The organism is Roseiflexus sp. RS-1, assembly GCF_000016665.1.
Classification (GTDB): Bacteria; Chloroflexota; Chloroflexia; order Chloroflexales; family Roseiflexaceae; genus Roseiflexus.
The window spans coordinates 1,227,244-1,246,276 of record NC_009523.1; the positions used below are offsets into that span (position 1 = coordinate 1,227,244).

At 61.7% G+C, this 19,033-nt stretch carries 14 protein-coding genes; 7 read left to right on the forward strand and 7 right to left on the reverse strand.

The features are described 5' to 3' along the window. Positions 1–33: 33 nt before the first annotated feature. Positions 34–2,190, reverse strand: coding sequence for a DUF11 domain-containing protein (locus tag ROSERS_RS05170; protein ID WP_011955764.1), 2,157 nt, complete (start codon positions 2,188–2,190; stop codon positions 34–36). Positions 2,191–2,223: 33 nt separating this feature from the next. After that, entirely contained in the window at positions 2,224–3,129 is a 906-nt protein-coding gene (locus ROSERS_RS05175) for a sortase (protein ID WP_011955765.1), read from the reverse strand. Between the two features lie 188 nt (positions 3,130–3,317). Between ROSERS_RS05175 and ROSERS_RS05180 the strand changes: the two genes are divergently transcribed. Then, positions 3,318–4,193, forward strand: coding sequence for a DUF2085 domain-containing protein (locus ROSERS_RS05180; RefSeq protein WP_011955766.1), 876 nt, complete (start codon positions 3,318–3,320; stop codon positions 4,191–4,193). Positions 4,194–4,202: 9 nt separating this feature from the next. On the opposite strand, the gene ROSERS_RS05185 is transcribed toward ROSERS_RS05180, so the two are convergent. Further along, positions 4,203–4,523: a hypothetical protein gene (locus ROSERS_RS05185; RefSeq protein ID WP_011955767.1), complete on the reverse strand. Its 321-nt coding sequence runs from the start codon at positions 4,521–4,523 to the stop codon at positions 4,203–4,205. Between the two features lie 177 nt (positions 4,524–4,700). Between ROSERS_RS05185 and trxA the strand changes: the two genes are divergently transcribed. Beyond that, positions 4,701–5,480 carry a thioredoxin gene (trxA, locus tag ROSERS_RS05190; protein WP_011955768.1) on the forward strand — a complete coding sequence of 260 codons (780 nt, stop codon included), beginning with the start codon at positions 4,701–4,703 and terminating at the stop codon, positions 5,478–5,480. A gap of 60 nt (positions 5,481–5,540) precedes the next feature. On the opposite strand, the gene ROSERS_RS05195 is transcribed toward trxA, so the two are convergent. Further along, positions 5,541–7,106, reverse strand: a complete 1,566-nt coding sequence (locus tag ROSERS_RS05195) for a long-chain-fatty-acid--CoA ligase (protein WP_011955769.1) — start codon at positions 7,104–7,106, stop codon at positions 5,541–5,543. A 179-nt stretch (positions 7,107–7,285) separates the two neighbouring features. Here ROSERS_RS05195 and rpmG point away from each other — a divergent pair, with 179 nt between their 5' ends. The 3 genes from rpmG (at position 7,286) to ROSERS_RS05210 (ending at position 10,160) form a co-directional block, all read left to right on the forward strand. Next, positions 7,286–7,450: a 50S ribosomal protein L33 gene (gene rpmG, locus ROSERS_RS05200; protein WP_011955770.1), complete on the forward strand. Its 165-nt coding sequence runs from the start codon at positions 7,286–7,288 to the stop codon at positions 7,448–7,450. A 266-nt stretch (positions 7,451–7,716) separates the two neighbouring features. After that, positions 7,717–9,273: a DUF4127 family protein gene (locus ROSERS_RS05205; protein WP_011955771.1), complete on the forward strand. Its 1,557-nt coding sequence runs from the start codon at positions 7,717–7,719 to the stop codon at positions 9,271–9,273. Next, entirely contained in the window at positions 9,270–10,160 is an 891-nt protein-coding gene (locus tag ROSERS_RS05210; protein ID WP_011955772.1) for an endonuclease III domain-containing protein, read from the forward strand. Before ROSERS_RS05205 ends, ROSERS_RS05210 begins: the two co-directional genes overlap by 4 nt. Here the strand turns inward: ROSERS_RS05210 and ROSERS_RS05215 are convergent. Beyond that, positions 10,093–10,842 carry a hypothetical protein gene (locus ROSERS_RS05215; protein WP_011955773.1) on the reverse strand — a complete coding sequence of 250 codons (750 nt, stop codon included), beginning with the start codon at positions 10,840–10,842 and terminating at the stop codon, positions 10,093–10,095. The genes ROSERS_RS05210 and ROSERS_RS05215 overlap by 68 nt on opposite strands. 466 nt (positions 10,843–11,308) lie before the next feature. Beyond that, positions 11,309–11,818, reverse strand: a complete 510-nt coding sequence (locus tag ROSERS_RS05220; RefSeq protein WP_232282770.1) for a histidine phosphatase family protein — start codon at positions 11,816–11,818, stop codon at positions 11,309–11,311. Positions 11,819–11,920: 102 nt separating this feature from the next. On the opposite strand from ROSERS_RS05220, the gene ROSERS_RS05225 reads away from it, so the two are divergent. Further along, a complete protein-coding gene (locus tag ROSERS_RS05225; protein ID WP_011955775.1) occupies positions 11,921–14,269 on the forward strand; it encodes a patatin-like phospholipase family protein in 2,349 nt (782 codons plus the stop codon). Positions 14,270–14,614: 345 nt separating this feature from the next. Here ROSERS_RS05225 and rnhA read toward each other — a convergent pair whose 3' ends face one another. After that, complete coding sequence (gene rnhA / locus ROSERS_RS05235) at positions 14,615–15,259, reverse strand: ribonuclease HI (protein WP_011955776.1); 645 nt, start codon at positions 15,257–15,259, stop codon at positions 14,615–14,617. Between the two features lie 218 nt (positions 15,260–15,477). On the opposite strand from rnhA, the gene ROSERS_RS05240 reads away from it, so the two are divergent. Continuing rightward, positions 15,478–19,029 (forward strand): ATP-binding protein, encoded by a 3,552-nt coding sequence (locus ROSERS_RS05240; protein WP_041333079.1) that lies wholly within the window; start codon positions 15,478–15,480, stop codon positions 19,027–19,029. Positions 19,030–19,033: the final 4 nt, after the last annotated feature.

Here is a 19,033-nt window from a genome sequence, read left to right on the forward strand (position 1 = left end):
TGGCGTCACGATACTGGATTACGCGCCAGCGCCTCAGATACGAGACCGGGCGCGGTGGAGGCGCCATGTCCGCGCCAGCAGGGTCGCGCCGAGTAGTGCAAACCCCGCCAGCGGCACGCCTGTGCTGGTCGCTGGCAACGGCGCGACTGGCGCCGGACCGATCGCGCTTCCGGCTGCGCCGGAGGTCGCGGTTGGGACGACCGCCACCGGCTGCGCCGCTTCGACGACGACCGTCGGCGCTTCGGTCGCCGGTGGCTGGGTTGGTTCGGCAGTAACGGTCGGCGTTGCGGTTGGCGCAGTCGTCGCGGTATTCGTCGGCAACACCTGCGCCTGCACTGCATTGACCACATCAACGGTCACAATATTGGAGTAGAGCGGGATGGCGAGACCGGCGAAGGTCAACTCCGCCTGCGCCACAATCCGCGTTCCGGCGGGAACCGTTGGTTTGATCCTGGTCTGAACGATGACCTCGAATCCCTGCCCGGCAGGTAACTCGGCGATACCGAGCGAAACGCGATTACCTTCAAGGGAAGGGACGCCCGGATCAAACCCGACTGCACGGCTAAGATTGGCTGAACCGGAGGAGAGTCCGTTGATCTCCTGGTTTGTCGGGAAGACGCTGCGCAGCGCCAGTTTACGCGGTCGTCCTGCAGACGACCTCACGACACCGAGTGAGACGCGGTTATCGGCACGAGATAAATCATTCGGTCCGAACGTGCCCGAAGGGTTGCGATCCATCGGACGGGAAGAGACCCCGGTAATCTCCAGGTTCGCCGGAAAGACGCTGCGCAGCGCCAGGTCGCGGAGCGCCTGGGTGGGATGCGTGTTGCGCACGGCGATCACGTAGGTCACCGCATCGCCGGGGAAGGCGCTGCCCCAGTTGCTCGCCATTCGGAAAAAGACTGCATCGGTGGCAGCAATGGCGGTTGGTGACGCTGCCGGAGTTGCGGTGCGGGGGGCAGCGGTACCGCCGGGGCGGGTTGGACGCGGTTGTTGCGCCACCGGCGTGGCAGGCGCAACCGGCGCGGGGGTTGGCGGAAGCACCAGATCAACCGGCGGCGGCAGTGGAGGTGCGCCTTCAGGCGGCGCGCCCCCGCCATCACCGGGAGGGGCTGGCGGTTGCGGTGGTTGCGGTGGTTGCGTCGGTGCTGATGGCGGCGTGGGCGATTGAGGAACCGGCGTTACCGGCGGCGGGGTGGGTCGGTTGGGGTCTGGCGATGGGGTAGGCGGAACAACGCCGCCGCCCGGTATACGCACAATCACCGGATCCGAGGCTGCGGTAAAACTGCGGGCATCCTGAGCGGCTGCCTGATTGGTAATAATCACCTCCGACTGCACGGAAGGGCGCACACGGACATTGATGTTGATCGATACCGGTTGATTGACAATCGCGGTAACGTTACACACCACCGTATTGCCGCTCACCTGGCATGAACCGTTCGAGGCGCTTGTTCCGATTACCTCGAGTTGCGCGTTGATCGGGTCGCGCACCTCGATCTGCATTGGAACCGATGAATTCGTGCCGACTGCCAGAGAATAGGTGAACTCCTGGCCCGGTGAAGCAAACTGCACCGACGCAGACTTCGAGAGGGTCAGTGGCGGAACATCCAACACCGGCGTTGGACTGGAACCGGGCGTTGACGATGGGGTTGGGGTTCTGGTCGGCGAGAATGTCGGGATAAGCGTCGGGGTCGCGCCTCCATCGCTCGTTGGAGTGGGTGTATTGGTCGGCGTCGGGGTCGCGCCTCCACCGCTCGTCGGGGTGGGTGTATTGGTCGGCGTCGGCGTATTCACCGACGTTGGGCTGCTCGTCGGGCTTGGTCCGGCCGTCGGGCTTGGTTCAGGCGTTTCTGTCGCGCGCTGCTGCGGTTCCGCAGGCGGCGTTTCGTTTTGCTCATTTGCGGGCGCACTGGTTGGCGCATCGGTTGGCGCACTGGTTGGTACACTGGTCGGTGCATCGGTGGCGCTTTCAGCCGGGGCAGGCGTGGCGCCCCCCGGCGGCTCTTCCTGTGCGCGCGGAGCAGCCGGAACAAAGGCGGGATACACCCAGCGATACACCTCCGCATACAGCGGGAAGACGATCAGCGCGATGCTCAGGGCAATCAACGCCAGTTCGTAGAATGTCCAGCGCGCCGGCGCGCGCCCGCGCCCCGAGCGGGGTGAACGATGACGACCAGAGAGACGCTGCATGGGAACGTTCCTCCTTGCGATCCAGGCGCTGCGCTAATCGCCCGTCAGCAGCTGCGCCCCCACCAGATCACCGATGACGATCAACCGCTGCGTATCCCAGTTGGTGCAGGTGATCAGGGTAAGTGTCGGCGTTGGCGTTGGATCGAGCACATTGACTTCCGTGGGCCAGACGTTTCGCGTATCACGAACCCGGTACTGATACCGCCATGAACCGGCATCGACAAATATATCCGCCCCTGCGCGCAGGCGCCCCAGGTCGCGGAACACTGCCCCGCGCAGACCGGCATGACCTGCCAGCGCCATGTTGCCGGGATCGCCCGGCAACCCTGTGCCGTGCAGATACCCGGCGGCGTAGTCGGCGACCTGCCATGCACCATCAACGACAAATACCTCGATAACCGGCGTATCGAGATCAATATCTGGAATGATCAGGCGATGGGGCAGCGATCCGCGCTGACCGTCTTCCGGCGCGCTGATGATCGCACGCGGCGCAAGAAACCCTTCCGACGCCAGCGGTTGCTGCATGTCCGGCGTTGTGAATGGGAGTGGCACGTTCGCGGGAACAACACGGTCAGGCGTGGCTGGCGCCGATACACGCACGACTGCTGTTGCGCGCAAAGCGGCCTGCACCGGTGCAGCATGCCGCACCGCCTGCTGCGCGCGCCACCAGTCGCGTATCGGTCCGTCCACTGCCCATACGATGAAGATCAACAGCGCTGCAATGCTGAACAGGCGTTCTGCATGATGGAGCCAGTGATCGACCCATGTGCGCAGGCGATACCCTTTGAGCGCATAACGACGGTGCTCATCAAGAGAACGCAGCACAATCGGCTTTTGCCATGCTTTCGTCGGCGCAAGCGGCGTGCTGATCAGCGTTTCGAGCAGCGTTTCGTCTTCCTGGTGCGTTGAACTGGACTGGCGAGGCGGTTGTACAGACATGATTTCGGGTCATCACCCGCGATGTTTGTGCTTGACACCTTGAATGATTATACGCGATGCATGGCACATGTGCAATAGGAACGTGCGAATCTGCCCTATGCTATCGCATTGCATATTTTTGAAGTGTAAAGCGATCCGTATACAACACAAAGCGCGGTATACTATCGCTGGACCAGATGGGGAGATCTATGCGGGAACATCAGCCATCATCCAGCGATCCGGTCACCGAACGGGTCATTGCAGAGGTGCACGCCACGCTTGCCGCTCGCTCCGAAGCAATACGGATGCGGCGCGCCGAAGAGGATCATCGCTGGCGAATGTTCTTTCTCATCATCCTGATCGCGCTGATCACGGCGATCTTCTTCGTTCCTGCACCGACGCTGGAGCGTAAGTTGATTCTGATCCTCAGCGGCGTCTGCGCTCAGCAGCACAACCTGTTTGTTGGCGGAATCCAGCTGCCGCTCTGCGCGCGTGATACGGGGATGTATCTCAGCGTCCTGGCAACACTGGGGGTCATCCGGCTACGCGGGCGAACACGCGCTGGCGCGCTTCCGCCCTGGCATATCCTGGCGTCGCTGATCGGACTCGTGGCGCTCATGGCGGTCGATGGCATTAATTCGACGATCAATGAGATCGGGATGACGCCGTGGTACGAACCGCGCAACGATCTGCGCGCGGCAACCGGCATGGGCGCTGGTGTAGGGCTGGCAGTGGCGTTGACGCTTCTCTTCAACCGCTCACTGCGCCGTGATGTGGCGGTGAATCTGCCGGTGCTGGGGCAATGGCGCGAGCTGGGCATGATCGCCCTGATCAATACCGCGATCCTGACCGCCATTCTACTCGATGTCGGATTGCTGGCGTGGCCCCTCGCGCTGCTCGACCTGATCGGTGTTGCAGGGACGCTGTTTGTGACAGCAGTGACCGCAATTGCGGCGGTGATGAACTACGATGGAACGATCACACGTGTGACGCAACTGGCGCGCCCGGCGACGTTCGCACTCCTGGCGACCGGTGCGTTCCTGGCGGGCATGGCGCTGATCCGCGCGACGCTGATGGGCGGCTAGAGCACCAGATCACGAATGACCAGAGCGTAGCATTCGGGCACGCCAGCGTGCAAGTTCCGCCAGGCGCCCGAACGACTCGTACAATCCAGGATCATGGGTTAGACGCGCCTGGCGCGCGACGATCTCTTCCGCCAGATGATCAAGAGCGTCGGCATCGTTCACGGTATCCTTGTAGCGCGCCATATATGCGTAAAAGCCGCCGTGCGCCGGGTTACAGACGCGCAAATCATACCGCCGATTGATGGCCTGCTCGTGCAGATGCTGCAACTCTTGTTGCGATGGCGCGGTGACGTTTGATGCGCGCACCGCCGATGTTCTGCGCCAGAACATACTGTCCCCCTCCTGTTCCGCCCATATGATGCACGGCGCCGTTGTTCGGTTACAGAGCACACCGTACTATGACGTTAGCATTCCTCTAACACACTGCTACCGCAGAACCAATGTCAACAGCGTATAGTTATGCCAGCGTCAGGTGCAAACAACGACAATGATCAGGAGAAGACGACAATGGCATTTGCAACACCTGTTCGTACAAGTGAGCAGAGCATCGACCGCGTGCTGCGCGCCGGTTTGCCGGTGGTATTGATATTCGACCGCCACGGTTGTCCGACCTGTCAGCAACTCGATGGGGTGATCGAGCGGCTGGCGAAACTCTTCGCGGGGCGCGTCCTCCTGGCACGGGTAGATGCCGATGATAATCCGGCGCTGGTGCGGAAGTACGCCATCACTGCCCTTCCCGGTCTGGTCTTCGTTAAAAACGGCGCGCCGGTGGCGCAAACAACCGGCGCTGTAGCGGAAGAGTCCTTGCGGGCATGGTTGACGTATCTGGCGGAGGGAGGCACACAACCGCCATTGCCCGCCGGTCCGAGCGTGCCGCTGCGGCGACCGGTTGCCCATCCGACATCCGATGTGCGCGCCGCGCGACAGGAAGCGGAGGAACGCGGCGTCAGCGCAATGCCGGTGACGCTCAGTGATGCCACGTTCGATCAGATCGTCGCACGCAGCGATCAACCGGTGCTTGTCGATTTCTGGGCGCCGTGGTGCGGTCCGTGTCGCGCCGTCGCGCCAGCAGTCGAGCGACTGGCGCAGGAATTTGCCGGGCGCGCGGTGGTGGCCAAATTGAATGTGGACGACAACCCGCGCACGGCGCAGCGCTTTGGCATCAGCAGCATCCCTGCGCTGTACATCTTCAAAGGGGGGCGTGTGGTCGAGCGACTGATCGGCGCACAACCATACCCGGTGCTGCGCCAGGCGCTGGCGCGACATGCTGGCACGGTTGCAGCATAATCGATCGGCAGTGTGGAACGCTCGACGCCGGTCTCTCCTGCGTCGAGCGTTCTGCAACAACTATGCGCTGGCGGTCGCTTCCATCTGACTCACACCGGTATCAACCTGGCGAAGTTCACGTTTGAGGATCTTTCCGGTTGCCGTCTTGGGCAGCGTATCGCGGATTTCGACGAAGCGCGGATACTTGTAGGCTGCCAGGCGTTCTTTGCAGTATTCGATGATCTCAGCCTCGGTGGCGGTTTGCCCCGGTTTGAACGCCACCACTGCCTTCACCTCTTCGCCGAGCGCCGGATCGGGCACGCCGATCACCGCCGCTTCGGCAATAGCGGGATGCCCGTAGAGCACCTCTTCGATCTCACGCGGATAGACATTGAAGCCGCCGCGGATGATCATATCTTTCACGCGGTCTTTGATAAAGAAGAACCCGTCATCGTCGCGGTACGCAATGTCGCCGCTGTAGAACCAGCCGTTGCGGATCGCGTCGGCGGTGGCGTCGGGGCGCTTGTAGTACCCTTTCATCACATTATGACCGCGAATGACGATCTCCCCCAACTCGCCGTTGGGAACCTCACGCCCTTCGCTGTCCACCACGCGCATCTCGATGCCCCAGATCGGAATGCCGATCGAACCAGGCTTCGGCTCCCGGTCGAGGTGGTTGAACGATGCAACCGGCGAGGTTTCGGAGAGACCATACCCTTCGAGAATGGTGACGTTGTATTTGCGGTTGAAGGCGTGCATCACCTCCACCGGCATCGCTGCGCCACCCGACACGCAGAACCTGAGCGCTGACAGATCGTACTGATCCGCATTCGGGAAATTGAGCAGGTAGAAGTACATCGTTGGCACACCGGCAAAATAGGTCACCCGGTCGCGCGCCATCACCTCCAGCGCCTTCTGCGGCTCGAAGCGCGGCAGCAACGTGATTGTTCCGCCAAGGTAGAGCAGCGTGTTCATCACACACGTCTGCCCGAAACTGTGGAATAACGGCAACACTGCCAGGCCCACCGAATCGGATGAGATATCGAGCAACTTATCGGCGCAGATCGTCGCATTGAGGAACATGTTGGCGTGGGTCAGTTCGGCGCCCTTCGGACGGCCGGTGGTGCCGCTGGTGTACAGAATGACCGCCGTGTCGTCCGGCATCGTCTGGATGGTGTCGAAGACGTGCGGATTTTCGGCAAGGATGTTGCCAAGTGGAATCGCGCCATCCGGGAGGGTTGCAGTTGAACCGGGCGCCTGTGCGACGATCAGATGACGACAGGTTTCAGCCATGCGAAAACCATACGCCGCTTCGTCGAGAAAACCTTCCCAGACAATCAACGCTACCGAATCGCTATCCTCTAGATGATACTCGACCTCGTGGCGCTTGAACAGCACATTCAGCGGCACGACGGTCGCTCCTGCCTTCAGGATGCCGTAGTAGCACATGACGAAGTGCGGCGTGTTGGGGAGCATGATCGCAACCTTGTCGCCAGGACGAACACCGAGTTTCGTCAGACCATTGGCGATTTTGCAGGCGGCGCCGTTCAGTTCGGCATAGTTCAGGCGGATGCTATCGAGGATGACGGCGGTCTTTCCAGGCGTGCGGCGAGCGCTCTCCTCCAGCAAGATGGCGAGATTCAGCATCGAGTCCCTCCTTTGGTGAACAACTATGTCCGATTTTTCAGAGCGCGAGCGGGGGATAGGAGAATTATACGTGGTATAAACCGATGCTGTCAATCAGCTGCTTGCCAGGACCGACGCTTACTGCTACAATACTTATAGCGTTATACGATAGCAGATGACATTCGAGGCAGTGATAGACTATGGCAAGCAAAAAAGGAAATCGGATCATCATCAAACTGCGCAGCACCGAAAGCGCACATACGTACACAACAACGAAGAACCGCAAGAACGATCCCAACCGGCTCGAACTGCGCCGCTATGATCCAACCCTGCGGCGGCACGTCATCTACCGCGAAACCAAGTAGCGCGTTGCTGCGCGTCGATGTGTTCCGAAGCCGCATGATGGCGCTCATCGTGCGGTTTCTTATTATTGAGGCCACTGCAAAAACGTGCGTCACCGCTGCGGCGCAGCATTCGCAGCGACGGATTCCATCGTGAGTCACGCACCCGCATGCTGCGCCAGCAATCCATCATGGTTCGTTTGGAGGGTTCTCTGTGCCCTCGGCGTCTCAGCGGTGCGTGTTTGCAGCGAAGTCAATATTCATTCATCATCAGGGGGGATACTGTCACCATGAGGGTTGGTCTGCTTCCGCTCGATGAGCGGCCGGTCAATACCCGATATCCGGCGATGATTGCGGCAATCGCCGGGGTCGAACTGGCGCTGCCGCCGGATGATCTGCTCAGCCATCTGCGAGAACCGGCGCGCTGCGACGATCTCGCTGCCTGGTTGCGCGCGATTGCGCCAGCACTGGATGCGCTGATCGTCGATGTTGAGATGCTGGCGTTCGGGGGACTGATCGCATCGCGCATCTCTGATGATCCACCCGGCGCTGTGGTGAGCCGTCTGGATGTCTTGCGGGCGATCAGGGCGGAACTGCCCGACCTGCCGATCCTGGCGTTCAATGTTATCACCCGTATTTCCAATGCCAATGCCTGCACCGAAGAGCCGCTCTACTGGGAAACCTACGGCACACGCCTCTACCGTCTATCGCAGTTGCTCGACCGCGCTGCGCAGGGTGAGCCGCTGCTCGACGAGATTGCTGCACTCCGCGACGAAATCCCCCCTGAAGTTCTGCGCGATATGCTGCGCCGCCGGTTGCGCAACCATATCGTTAACCTTGCGTCGCTCCATCTGCTCGACTCGGGCGCGATCAATCTGCTGGTCCTCAGTTCCGACGATACCAGTCCGTTCGGGCTTGGATCGCGCGAAAAACGATGGCTGGCGAGTTGGGCGGAACTGTTGACGCTCGGCAGGGATCACCCGCTGACGGATGGACAGGATCAGGCGTTGCAAACGCCAGGAACGCTCCTGATGTATCCCGGCGCCGATGAAGTGGGATGTGCGCTGCTGGCGCGGGTTATCAATCAGCATACCAGACGGACGCCGCGGATTGCGCCGCTGTACGCCATCCCTGGCGGCGAGGAGATCGTCGCGCCGTATGAAGATGGTCCCGTCCGTTTGACAGTCGAACGGCAGATCCAGGCTATCGGCGGGACACTCGCAACCGGCGATGGCGAACCTGATCTGTGGCTGGCGGTCAATACGCCGTCGCCGCGTCGCACCGAGTGGGACGAGTCGTTTGCCGCCGAAGAGCGCGATGAGCGCTACGATCATCTCGACGCGCTGGTGGATCGCGTCCATGAACTTCAGGAGCATGGTCAAAAGGTGATTGTGGCGGATGTGGCCTACCCGAATGGCGCCGATCCGGTGTTGATGGAGTTGCTGATCGAGAAGGTCGATCTCCTCAAACTGGCAGGGTTCGGCGCCTGGAATACCGCCGGTAATACGATCGGCACGGCGCTGGCGCAGGGATGCGCGGCGCTGCTGGCGACGACGCCGGTGCAGCAGATCGCTCATCTCCGCTTCCTGCTCCACCGTTTTGTCGAAGACTGGGGGTATCAGCATGTGGTGCGGCGCGCTGCGCGCGCCTTGCTCGAACGGATGGCGGGAGTACATGAGCCGGACGATACAACGATCGGTGCGATCTGTCGCTGGATCGAAACCCACCTCAATGCGCGTATTGGCGCACTTCCCGGCTTTGCCGGTCGCTGGCGCGTGACACCCGGCAGCACCCGTTTGCCCTGGAATCGTCTGTTCGAGGTCGATTTCGCTCTGGAGCTGGTGTGACTGACTATCGCGCGTTGGGGGAACGGTTGCTGGCGTGCTTTGCCGCCCTCGACGAACACTTCGGTCACGAACCGCACTGGTGGCCCGTTATCACCGATGATCCGCCGTTCGAGGTGCTGGTCGGCGCGGTGCTGGTGCAGCAAACGCGCTGGGAAACGGTCGAGACGGCGATCATTCGGTTGCGCGACGCCGGGTTGATGTCGCCAGAGCGGCTTGCGACGGTCACGACCGACTCGCTTGCTGCGCTGATCCGTCCCTGCGCCTTCCATGCCCAAAAAGCCACGGGGCTGCACGCCATCTGTCGTGAGATTGTGCAGGAGTACGACGGTGACACGACACGGTTGCTCACCGGCGACCGTATGACCGTGCGCAACCGTCTGCTGGCGCTACCGCGCATCGGGCGCGAAACGGCGGACACGATCATGCTCTACGGCGGCGGATGGTCGCTATTTGTGGTGGATGCGTATGCGCGACGCCTGTTTGCGCGCCTCGATCTGGCGCCGGGGTTCGACTTCCTGCGTGCGCCGTATGATGCAGTCCAGCGCCTGGTCGAGCACGCGCTGATCCCGCTCCTGCCCGAGGTTTCGATCACCGTTCGAGAGAACTTCCATGTGCACCGGGCAATCGAGGCGAACGGCAGCAGCACCTTCTTCTTCGCCCAGTTCCACGCGCTGATCATCGAAGCCTGCGTTCACCATTGCCTGGCGCGTCACCCGCGCTGCAACCAGCCCGGCGCGCGACGCACGTTTGCCGATCCGCGCAAGTGCGCAACCCACTGCCTGACGTGCAGCGGGTGCCCGCTGCGAGAACGTTGCGCCTTCAACGGAACAGCGACAGCGCATCGTGCTGCTGCTGCGCCAGTGCGCGTTCCAGTTGATCGCGCGTAATCCACCGCCGCCGGATCAGAATCTCGCCAAGCGTCTCGCGCCGACCAACCCGCCGGAGGTAGATCTGCTCGGTTAGCGCCTGTTCGAGACGCTCTGGCGGCAGCCCGCTGGCGATCAGGTATTCGCCAAGGGCGCGGGGCGCGGCATCATTCCCGATCCGCTGTTGAATCTGGGTCATCAGGGCGCGCGCCAGCGTTTCGGGGGTTACTTTGCCGCGCGCAATGGCAACATCGCCGAACATCATCTGTTCACCGCGGCGACGAATTGCCGCCTGTTCTTCGAGCAACCATTCCAGTTCCTGTTGCGTGATTGCCCCCATCTGCACCAGGATTGACCCCAGGGTTGGCGAGGCGTCCATCTGCTTGAAGATGCGCGGCTTGTGTCCCATCAACACCCGCCGCGCGCGCGCGGCACGCAGCGCACCGGAGGCTTCGGTATCACCTGGATCAATGATCAGGCGCTGCTCCAGGTAGGTGATTTCCAGTTCGATATCGTCGGGCGCCAGGGCGCTGGCACGCGCCAGGCAATCGAGACGGTGCGCTGGAACGGTCACTAGGTCTGCCAGCGCCAGCCATGCATCGACACAGCGATGACCGGTGGCCAGGTGATCGCGCAGGGCGTTGAAATCGTTGCGCATGGCAGCAACTGCCGGGCATGGGCGGGGACAGAGCGTGTCATTCATACAAGTGTTCGATATGATGTCGAGCAGTGCATCATGCCAGAGGCTGCGATGTATTTCTTCCGAAGAACGTTACGAATACGCTGCATTCTCGGAAAATCCGGGCTATGGAAGCCTCATTGCTGGGTCCAGACAATTTTACTATCGTATGTCGTATTGTACGACAATACCAGAGAAGTGACAAGAACTGAACTGAGGGGATATGAGGTTACAGCGACGTGCAAAAACAGGTGACCTTCGGAATTGCGCGCCTCATACGGTCATGCGGGCGAGCCGCCCGCGCACCCGGCACGCACGCGGCTCAATCATTGGAGCCAGGCGAGCCGCCCGCGCCCCCGGCACGCACGTGGCTCAATCATTTTGCATTTCGCTATAGGGGTGGGAGATCACCTTTCACCTTCAACGTGCAACCTTCCACCTTTCACCTTCAACGTGCAACTTTCAACGCGCAACCTTCCATCTGCAACCTTCAACTCTCCACCGCCATATCCGGGCGGAACGCGAGCGACCAGCGCCACCCCTGATCGGTGCGCACGCCATGCCAGATTCCGGCGGTCGGGGCGTGGTTGCCGTTATCGTACCGATGCCCGCTCAGATCGATACGGTCGCCGGTTGTGTAGTGCAGCGCAGCCAGGATGCAACCGCCATGGGTCACAAGCGCCACACGCTGCAACGGCGTGTCGTCGAGTTGATTGAGGAGATCGGCGATCCGGGCGCGCACCTCTGAATGCTGCTCACCCGGTGCAACTTCACGCAGCGCCTCGATAACGGTCGGCGTCAGCCCGATCAGTTGCCCGATCACCGTTGCCGTTGCAACCGTGCGGGTGAACGGCGACGAAAGCAGACGTTCGATACCACGATCTCGCAGCCAGTGCCCCGCCTGCACTGCCTCTTCCTCACCGCGCAGCGTCAATGGCGGACCTGGCATCACTGTGTAGGGCAATCCGGTTGTGCGATCCGGCGCGGCATGTCGGATCAAAAACAGTTCATTCAACATACTGAACATTGTACCAGATTGTGGTAGACTGCTTCGACGCACGCTGTCACTGAACGTCGCATACCTGAACGAAGGGAAACCGGCATGAGCCACGACAGCACTCCAGTCTACACCGACGCCGATTTCATCAAGGATGATCTGCGTCGCTGCGATCTGGTGATGAAAGGCGGGATCACCAGCGGTATCGTATACCCGCCTGCAATCATCGAGCTTGCCACGCGCTACCGTTTTGTCAATGTCGGCGGCACGTCGGCAGGCGCGATTGCTGCCGCAGCCGCTGCCGCTGCAGAATGTGGACGCGATGTGCCATACGCCGGGTATCGCAGCAGTTTTCTGCGGCTTGACCGATTGCGCGCCTGGCTTGGCGAACGCGAGGATCATATTCCTGGGCTGTTTCAACCGCTGCCACGTATGAAACCCCTGTTCAACGTCCTGCTCGACCTGACTATCGCGTCCAGAACACAATCCCAGACTTCTCCGGGGCGTCCATCGACGCACATGCCTGGCGCAGGCGCACTCCGCATTCCTGCGATTGGAATGCGCTTTGCCTGGCGCGCCCTGACACTGTTCCTTCGCAGTGCACGGGTGTTGATACGCCATCATCCGCAGGTGACGCTGGGAGTCGGCGTGATGGTTGTGTTAATCGTTCTTGCCTTCCAGATGCTGATTTCAATATCCAACGATGGTTTCGCTTCTCCAATACACGTCGTCGGATGGGTGGCGTCTGCCATTCTGATCGGCGCGATTGTCGGCATCCTGGCAGGCGCAGGGCATCTTGTCTGGCTGGCGGTTTACGAACTGCCGCGCAACCTGTTTGGGCTGTGCAGCGGTCACGTCGCAGACGCATCACCGACAGGATGGCCGCCGACACTGGGAGACGATCAGGGGCGTGGCAGACCTCCCGCGCTGACCGACTGGCTCCACGCGGTCATCAACGGGCTGGCGGGACGCGACGCGCGCCAGCCGCCGTTGACGTTCGGCGATCTGGAAAGGAAGGGCATTGCGCTGCGCACGATGACCAGCAACCTGAGTGAGCACATGCCGTATGTGCTGCCGAAAGACCTGGGGCGGTTTCTCTTCGATCCGAACGAGTGGGCGCGCCTGTTTCCCGATGTTGTTGTCGAACATCTGCGCGCACACAGCGCTGGCGCCGTATACCGCATCGCCGATGCGCGGGGCGCTTCGCAAACGTTGCTGCCGCTCCCTGCATGGCGTGATATACCGGTGGTTGTGGGAGCGCGCATGAGCTTGAGTTTTCCGCTCCTGATCGCCGCCGTGCCGCTCTACACCATCAGCGTCGCCGGGCAACGCGAGGCGAGCGCCGGAAAGACTCTGCGCGCGGATCATGTTCAGCGTCATGTCTTCAGTGATGGCGGGATTGCCAGCAACTTCCCGATCCATTTCTTCGACCGCTGGCTGCCGACCCATCCGACCTTTGGCATCAACCTGGTGCAACTCCCTGCCGATGAAGCCGACAATGAACAGTTTCTCCAGACCCTCCTTGCCGACGATGTTGCGGAAGCCGCAGCAGAACCGGTGCAACCCGGCGTTACTGTCAAACAGGCGCATCTTGGGCGCACCGACTTTCGTGCTGCCGCGCCCGCACCGCCGCCACAGATGCGCTCCGCCGCACCGTTCAGCGATCCGCGAGGTGAGGTGTATCTGCCGCCTGCTGGACCGGGCGATGATTACATCGAATGGCGCGCAATCGGCAGCCTTCCGGCGTTCTTCTGGTCGATCTTCGGCACAGCGCAGAACTACCGCGACACGGCGCAGGCGCGCCTGCCAGGGTACAACGAGCGCGTGGTGCGCGTGCGGCTGAAACCCGATGAAGGCGGACTCAACCTGCGCATGCCGCGCCAGACCATCGCGGCGATTATGCACAAGGGGCAACTTGCCGGGCGCGCGTTGCTGCCGCAGGAACCAGAGGCAGCCGGGAGAAGGCGCGGCGGGTTCACCTTCGACGATCATCGCTGGGTGCGCCTCGTGACGCTCCTTTCGGAGATCGATCAGCAACTCAACGATATGCGCTCCGCCTACGACGATGTTCAGGCGGACTATGCCACGTTTCTGCGCAACGCGCTGACGAATGACAATCTGCCGGTTTGCCCGCCCTACTACGCTGGCAGCCCGGAAGAACGCGCGCTCTTTGCGCGGCGCATCGAGGCATTGATTGCGCTCTGCACCCTGTGGAGCGATCTCGATGAAGAAACAACGGCGCGCCTCAATACGATCCTGTTGCGCATGAACAAACGGACGCTGCAGGACATGGCGCGTCTGCTCGATCAACCCGATGACCAGGAGGCGTTGAGCGGTCTGCACCACTGGCTCGCTGCGATGCATGCGGAAAAAGTTCGCCTGGCAAAAGCGGCGGAACGCGAGTCATCGCCGGTTGAGGACATGATCGACCTGCGGGTGATGCCGACGATTTGATAGAGACGGGCGCCCCTACACCCACTACCACGGGCGACTGCCGTCGCGGACGATCCGTGAGGAGCCACGCTACACAGGCGAGGGGATGACTGCGGCGCAGCCGCTATCAGCGATCACGTCTATCGAAATCACAGCGTCGGAACCCGTACCCCTGATCCCTCCCCCTCTCAGGTGTAGAGTTCCTGGGAGAGATGCGCGGTTTGCTGCATTCCTGTGCGCTTTTGCCCCTCATCCCCCCAACCCCCTTCTCCCACAAGGGGAAAAGGGGGAGTCTGGGCTTCCTGAAACCCAGAATGAGAAAAGAAATGCAAGGGCTTCCCAAAAAACCTACCCCTGTAAGGATCCCTACTCCCCGGCATCCAACTCCTCGAGCGCTTCGACCGGCATCCCCCAGCGGATGACGGTCTCGCGCTCTTCTTCCGGTGAGGCGCATTTCTTCCAGCGCGCGCCAGAGACGCCATGCACCCGCGCGCGGCACTCTTCCCAGGTCGCATGGCGCGCCAGCACGCCATGCACCAGGCTCAGGTACGACATGTGTCTGCGTGCCTTCCCCTGGGACCGACCTGTCGCACGTCCATCGGCATACGCCTGAGCCAGCGTGTTGGCGCGTTCGTTCCATGGATCGCCGCTATGCCCGCGCACGTACTGCCACGTGACACGCTGATCGGCGAGCGCATCCAGTTCTTCCCAGAGATCGCGATGTTCGACCGGCGTTTGTTCAGTGGTGAGCCAGTTGCGCTTTTTCCACAACAGAAGCCAGTGAGTCGCGCCGTGCAGCAGGTACTCGCTATCGGTCGTCAGGCGCACCGGCGCATTGGGCGGAACCCGCCGCAACGCCTCGACTGCGGCGCGCAGTTCCATGCGGTTATTTGTCGTCCGCTCCTCAGCGCCGCCGATTTCGATCACCTCGCCGTTCTGAACGATGACCGCCGCCCAGCCGCCGGGACCGGGATTGCCACGGCAGGCGCCATCGGTAAAAATCTCGATCATAGGTCTCCTGTGCGTCTGAGACGCAACGATTGAGTGAATGCAGATGTTTGAGAAAACAATTCAGCATTGCGTTATCTTCAGCAAACGCAACGCTCGACATCAATGTCGCTTTGCGGCTGATGCATAGCGCAAGACGACAAAAGCGATGTCTGAACAGGTATAATACCATCACACGCAGAGTATCCGGTTCAATCCGCCCGAATCGCAAACGCATCGTCATGATCGGTCCGCATCATCCACATCCATCGCTCGAACTCCGGGTTTTCGGCACGCCGCGCCTTTTGCTCGACCAGCACGACGTGCCGTTCCGCCGGCGACAACCGCTGGCAATTATGGCTGTGCTGGCGCTCAGCGAACGTTCCGTCACCCGCGATGAACTGACGTACCTGTTGTGGCCCGACTCGCCGCAGACCGTCGGACGTCAACGGTTACGCCGTTTACTCTCACAACTGCGTCAGTCGGTCGGTCCGCTGGCTGACCGGTTGTTGACCGGTGAAGCCGGGATCGGCAGTGGCGTCATTCGTTTCGATGCCAGTATGTGCCGGGTCGATGCCCGTGAGTTCGTGCGCTTATCCGGTCAGGCGCGCACATTGCCCGATCCGGACGGCTTACGCGCTGCCGAGCAGGCGACGCGACTCTATGCCGGACCGCTGCTGAGCGGTCTGGAACTCGAAGAGTCGCCGGAGTTCGAACACTGGCTCCTCCAGCAGCGCGAACGCTTCGAGCGCATGATCCTCGATATCTGGCGGCGTCTCGTCGATGGATACGCCAGCACAGGCGATTTTGACCGCGCTATTGCTGCGGTTGAACATGCGCTCGTTCTCGATCCGCTCTCTGAAATGCTGCACCGCAAGGCGATATGGCTCTATGCAAAAACCGGTCGTCGCAGTGACGCCATTCGGCAGTTTACCGTCTGTGTTGCGTTGCTCGAACGCGAACTGGCGCTTGAGCCGGACGCAGACACTGCGGCGCTCTATCGGGCTATTCTGAATAACCAGCTCGATACTGCGCGGTCGCTGGCATTCCGGGATCAGTCGCTTCCATCCGCCATCCGCAGTTCCACCGGTCGTGCGGAACATACCTCGCCAGCGACACTCACGACGACGTTGACAGCAGATCTGGTCGCGGCCATGCGCACCGCGCTCACCGGATCGTCGCCGGTTGTCGTTGTGGAGGGACCGGCTGGCAGCGGGAAAACGCGCATGGTTCGCCAGGCGCTGGATCAGATTCGACAGACAACGACCAATCTTCTGGTCTGGCTATCCGGTGCACGGCGATCAGGTCAGCAACGCCCCTTTGGCGTCATGATCGACCTGCTCGATACGGCGCTGCGCGAGCGATTGAACCATCCTGACGCAGAGCGTGCTTTGCCGACCGACGTGCGGATGACTGAGGCCGTCCGCGTGCTGCCGGAGTTGCGCGCCGTTTTCCTCCGATTGCAACCCATTCGCCAGCCCACAGAAGAATCACCATCGTCCCACCACCTCTTGCAGCGGCGGTTGTTGCAGGCGCTGCCACGCGCCGTCCATGCGCTGGCAGGCGGAGAGCCGGTTATCGTGGCGCTGGAAGACCTGGATCAGGCCGATCCACTCTCGATAGAAGCCGTCGCCTGGCTGGCGCGTTCGCTGCACGGAACGAATCTGGCGCTGGTGATCACGTGTCGCACCGCAGAGGGCGCCCTCAACGCGATGCTCTCCGATCTGCGCGCACGCGGCATGCTGCAATCGTTGACGCTGACTGCATTCGATCACCCGACAGTCATCGGTCTGGCGCAGCATGCCGGTCTGCCGACGACGACGGCTGAACAGATCTGGCGGCAGACGGGCGGTGCGCCGCTGGCAACCCGCGAGATGGTGCGTGCGATGGTTGCTGCCGGAAAAGACCTTTCCGCACTTCCTTTGTCACTGCACGAAGCCATTCAGATTCAGTTGAAATCGCTTGCCCCGACCATCCGCCAGGTTATGGAAGCAGCAGCGGTGCTGCAAAGCGGTGATGCGCTTGAGATTCAGCAGGTCAGCGGACGCACCGCCGACGAGGTGGAACACGCCTGTGAGGAACTTCAGGCACGCGACTGGCTCACGTTTGACGGATCACGGTACGTCGTCGCGCATCCAGAGGTGCGGGAAGCAGTGCTGGAAAGCCTGAGTCCGGCGCGTCGCCAGCGGCTGCACCGTCAGGCTGCGTTGGTGATGCGTCAGCACAACGCGGACCCTGCGCGAATTGCATCCCATCTTGAGTCCGCCGATCAACCAGATGAGGCAGCCGCGATGTGGCTTCAGGCGGCGCGGCGCGCCCGGTCGCTCTATGCGCGCGATGCTGCACTCACGGCGCTTCAGTGTGGTCTGGGGCTGGTTCGTGATCGACACGTGCTGTTCGAATTGTTGAGCGAACAGGAATCAATTCTGCACGAACACGGGTTGCGCGATGAACAACGCGCGACGCTGGAGACACTGGAGCGTTTCGTCGAACAGTCACCCGATCACCCCGACTGGCGCGCCGAAGTCTATCGCAAACGCGGGCGTCTTGCCCTTGCGTGCAACGAGTGGAATGCCGCTATCGATGCGCTGCGTCGAGCGGCAGTGTTCACACTTCACAGCGACTGGGCAACGTTGTGTCTGCTGGCGCGCGCCCTCGGACACAACCAGCAGTGGCACGAAGCGGACGAGATACTCCAACGCGCGCTGGCGCTGGCACAGCAGCAGCGTGATCGTGAAGCGCAGGCGCGCTGCTGGCTGACCCGCGCCGACATCGAGCAGGGACGGGAGCGTTTCGACGCTGCCGAAAGCGCCTTGAAGCACGCCGTGCACCTGATCGAACCCTCATCACCAACATTGCCGCAACTGATGTTGAACCTTGGGAATATGGCTACCGTGCGCAACGATTTCGTCAGTGCGCTGACGTATGGACAGGAGGCGCAACGTCTGTTTGCGCAGCGGGGCGCGCCCGATAGCGAAGCCGCCGCCTGGGTGCTGGTCGCCCGGATGCACGCCCGCCTGGGGCAGTTTGAAGCGGCATTCGAAGCGTACCAGTCCGCCTATGCGGGGTATGCTGCGCTCGAACTGCGCCAGGGTATGGCAGCCGCTCGTATCAATGCGTGCACCCTGGCGTTGCGCATTGGCAATTTTGACAACGGGTTGCGCCTGGCAGAGGAAGCCTGGGAACTGTTCCAGGCGATCAACGATGCGCGTGGCATGTGTGTCACCGCCAGCAACAGGGGTGCGGCGCTGGTCTGGATGGGACGCGGCGCCGAAGCCGAGCCATGGCTGCGCGAGTCGTATGAGCGTGCGGTTGCGATTCCGCTGCCTGCGCAACAGGCGGCAGCGCTGGCGAACCTGGGCGCGGCGCTGCTCCAGCAGGGACGGCTGGAAGAAGCCCGTCGGTTGATGGAACAGGGACTGGCGTTGCGCGTCGCGCAGGGGCATATCGATGTGAGTGTCGACCGCGCATTTCTGGCGATAGCCTGCCTGCGTCTTGGCGACATCGAGGCTGCTGACCGGTATAGCCTGGAGGCTGTGGAGTACCTGGCGCGAGCGCCACAGGTAGAAAACCCACAGCAGGTCTGGTTTGCACGTGCTCAGGTCCTCCGCGCTCAGGGTTTGATAACCGAAGCTAACAATGCTTTGCAGTCCGCCGTGGAATGTCTATACCGCAGCGAGCAACAACTGCCGCCACCGTACCGCGAACGCTACCGCAGCGTGTTTTCGTTCAATCGTGCGATCCTGCATGCCTTCGATAATGGCGTCTGGCCCGAACCGCCGATGCTGGTGTGAGTGG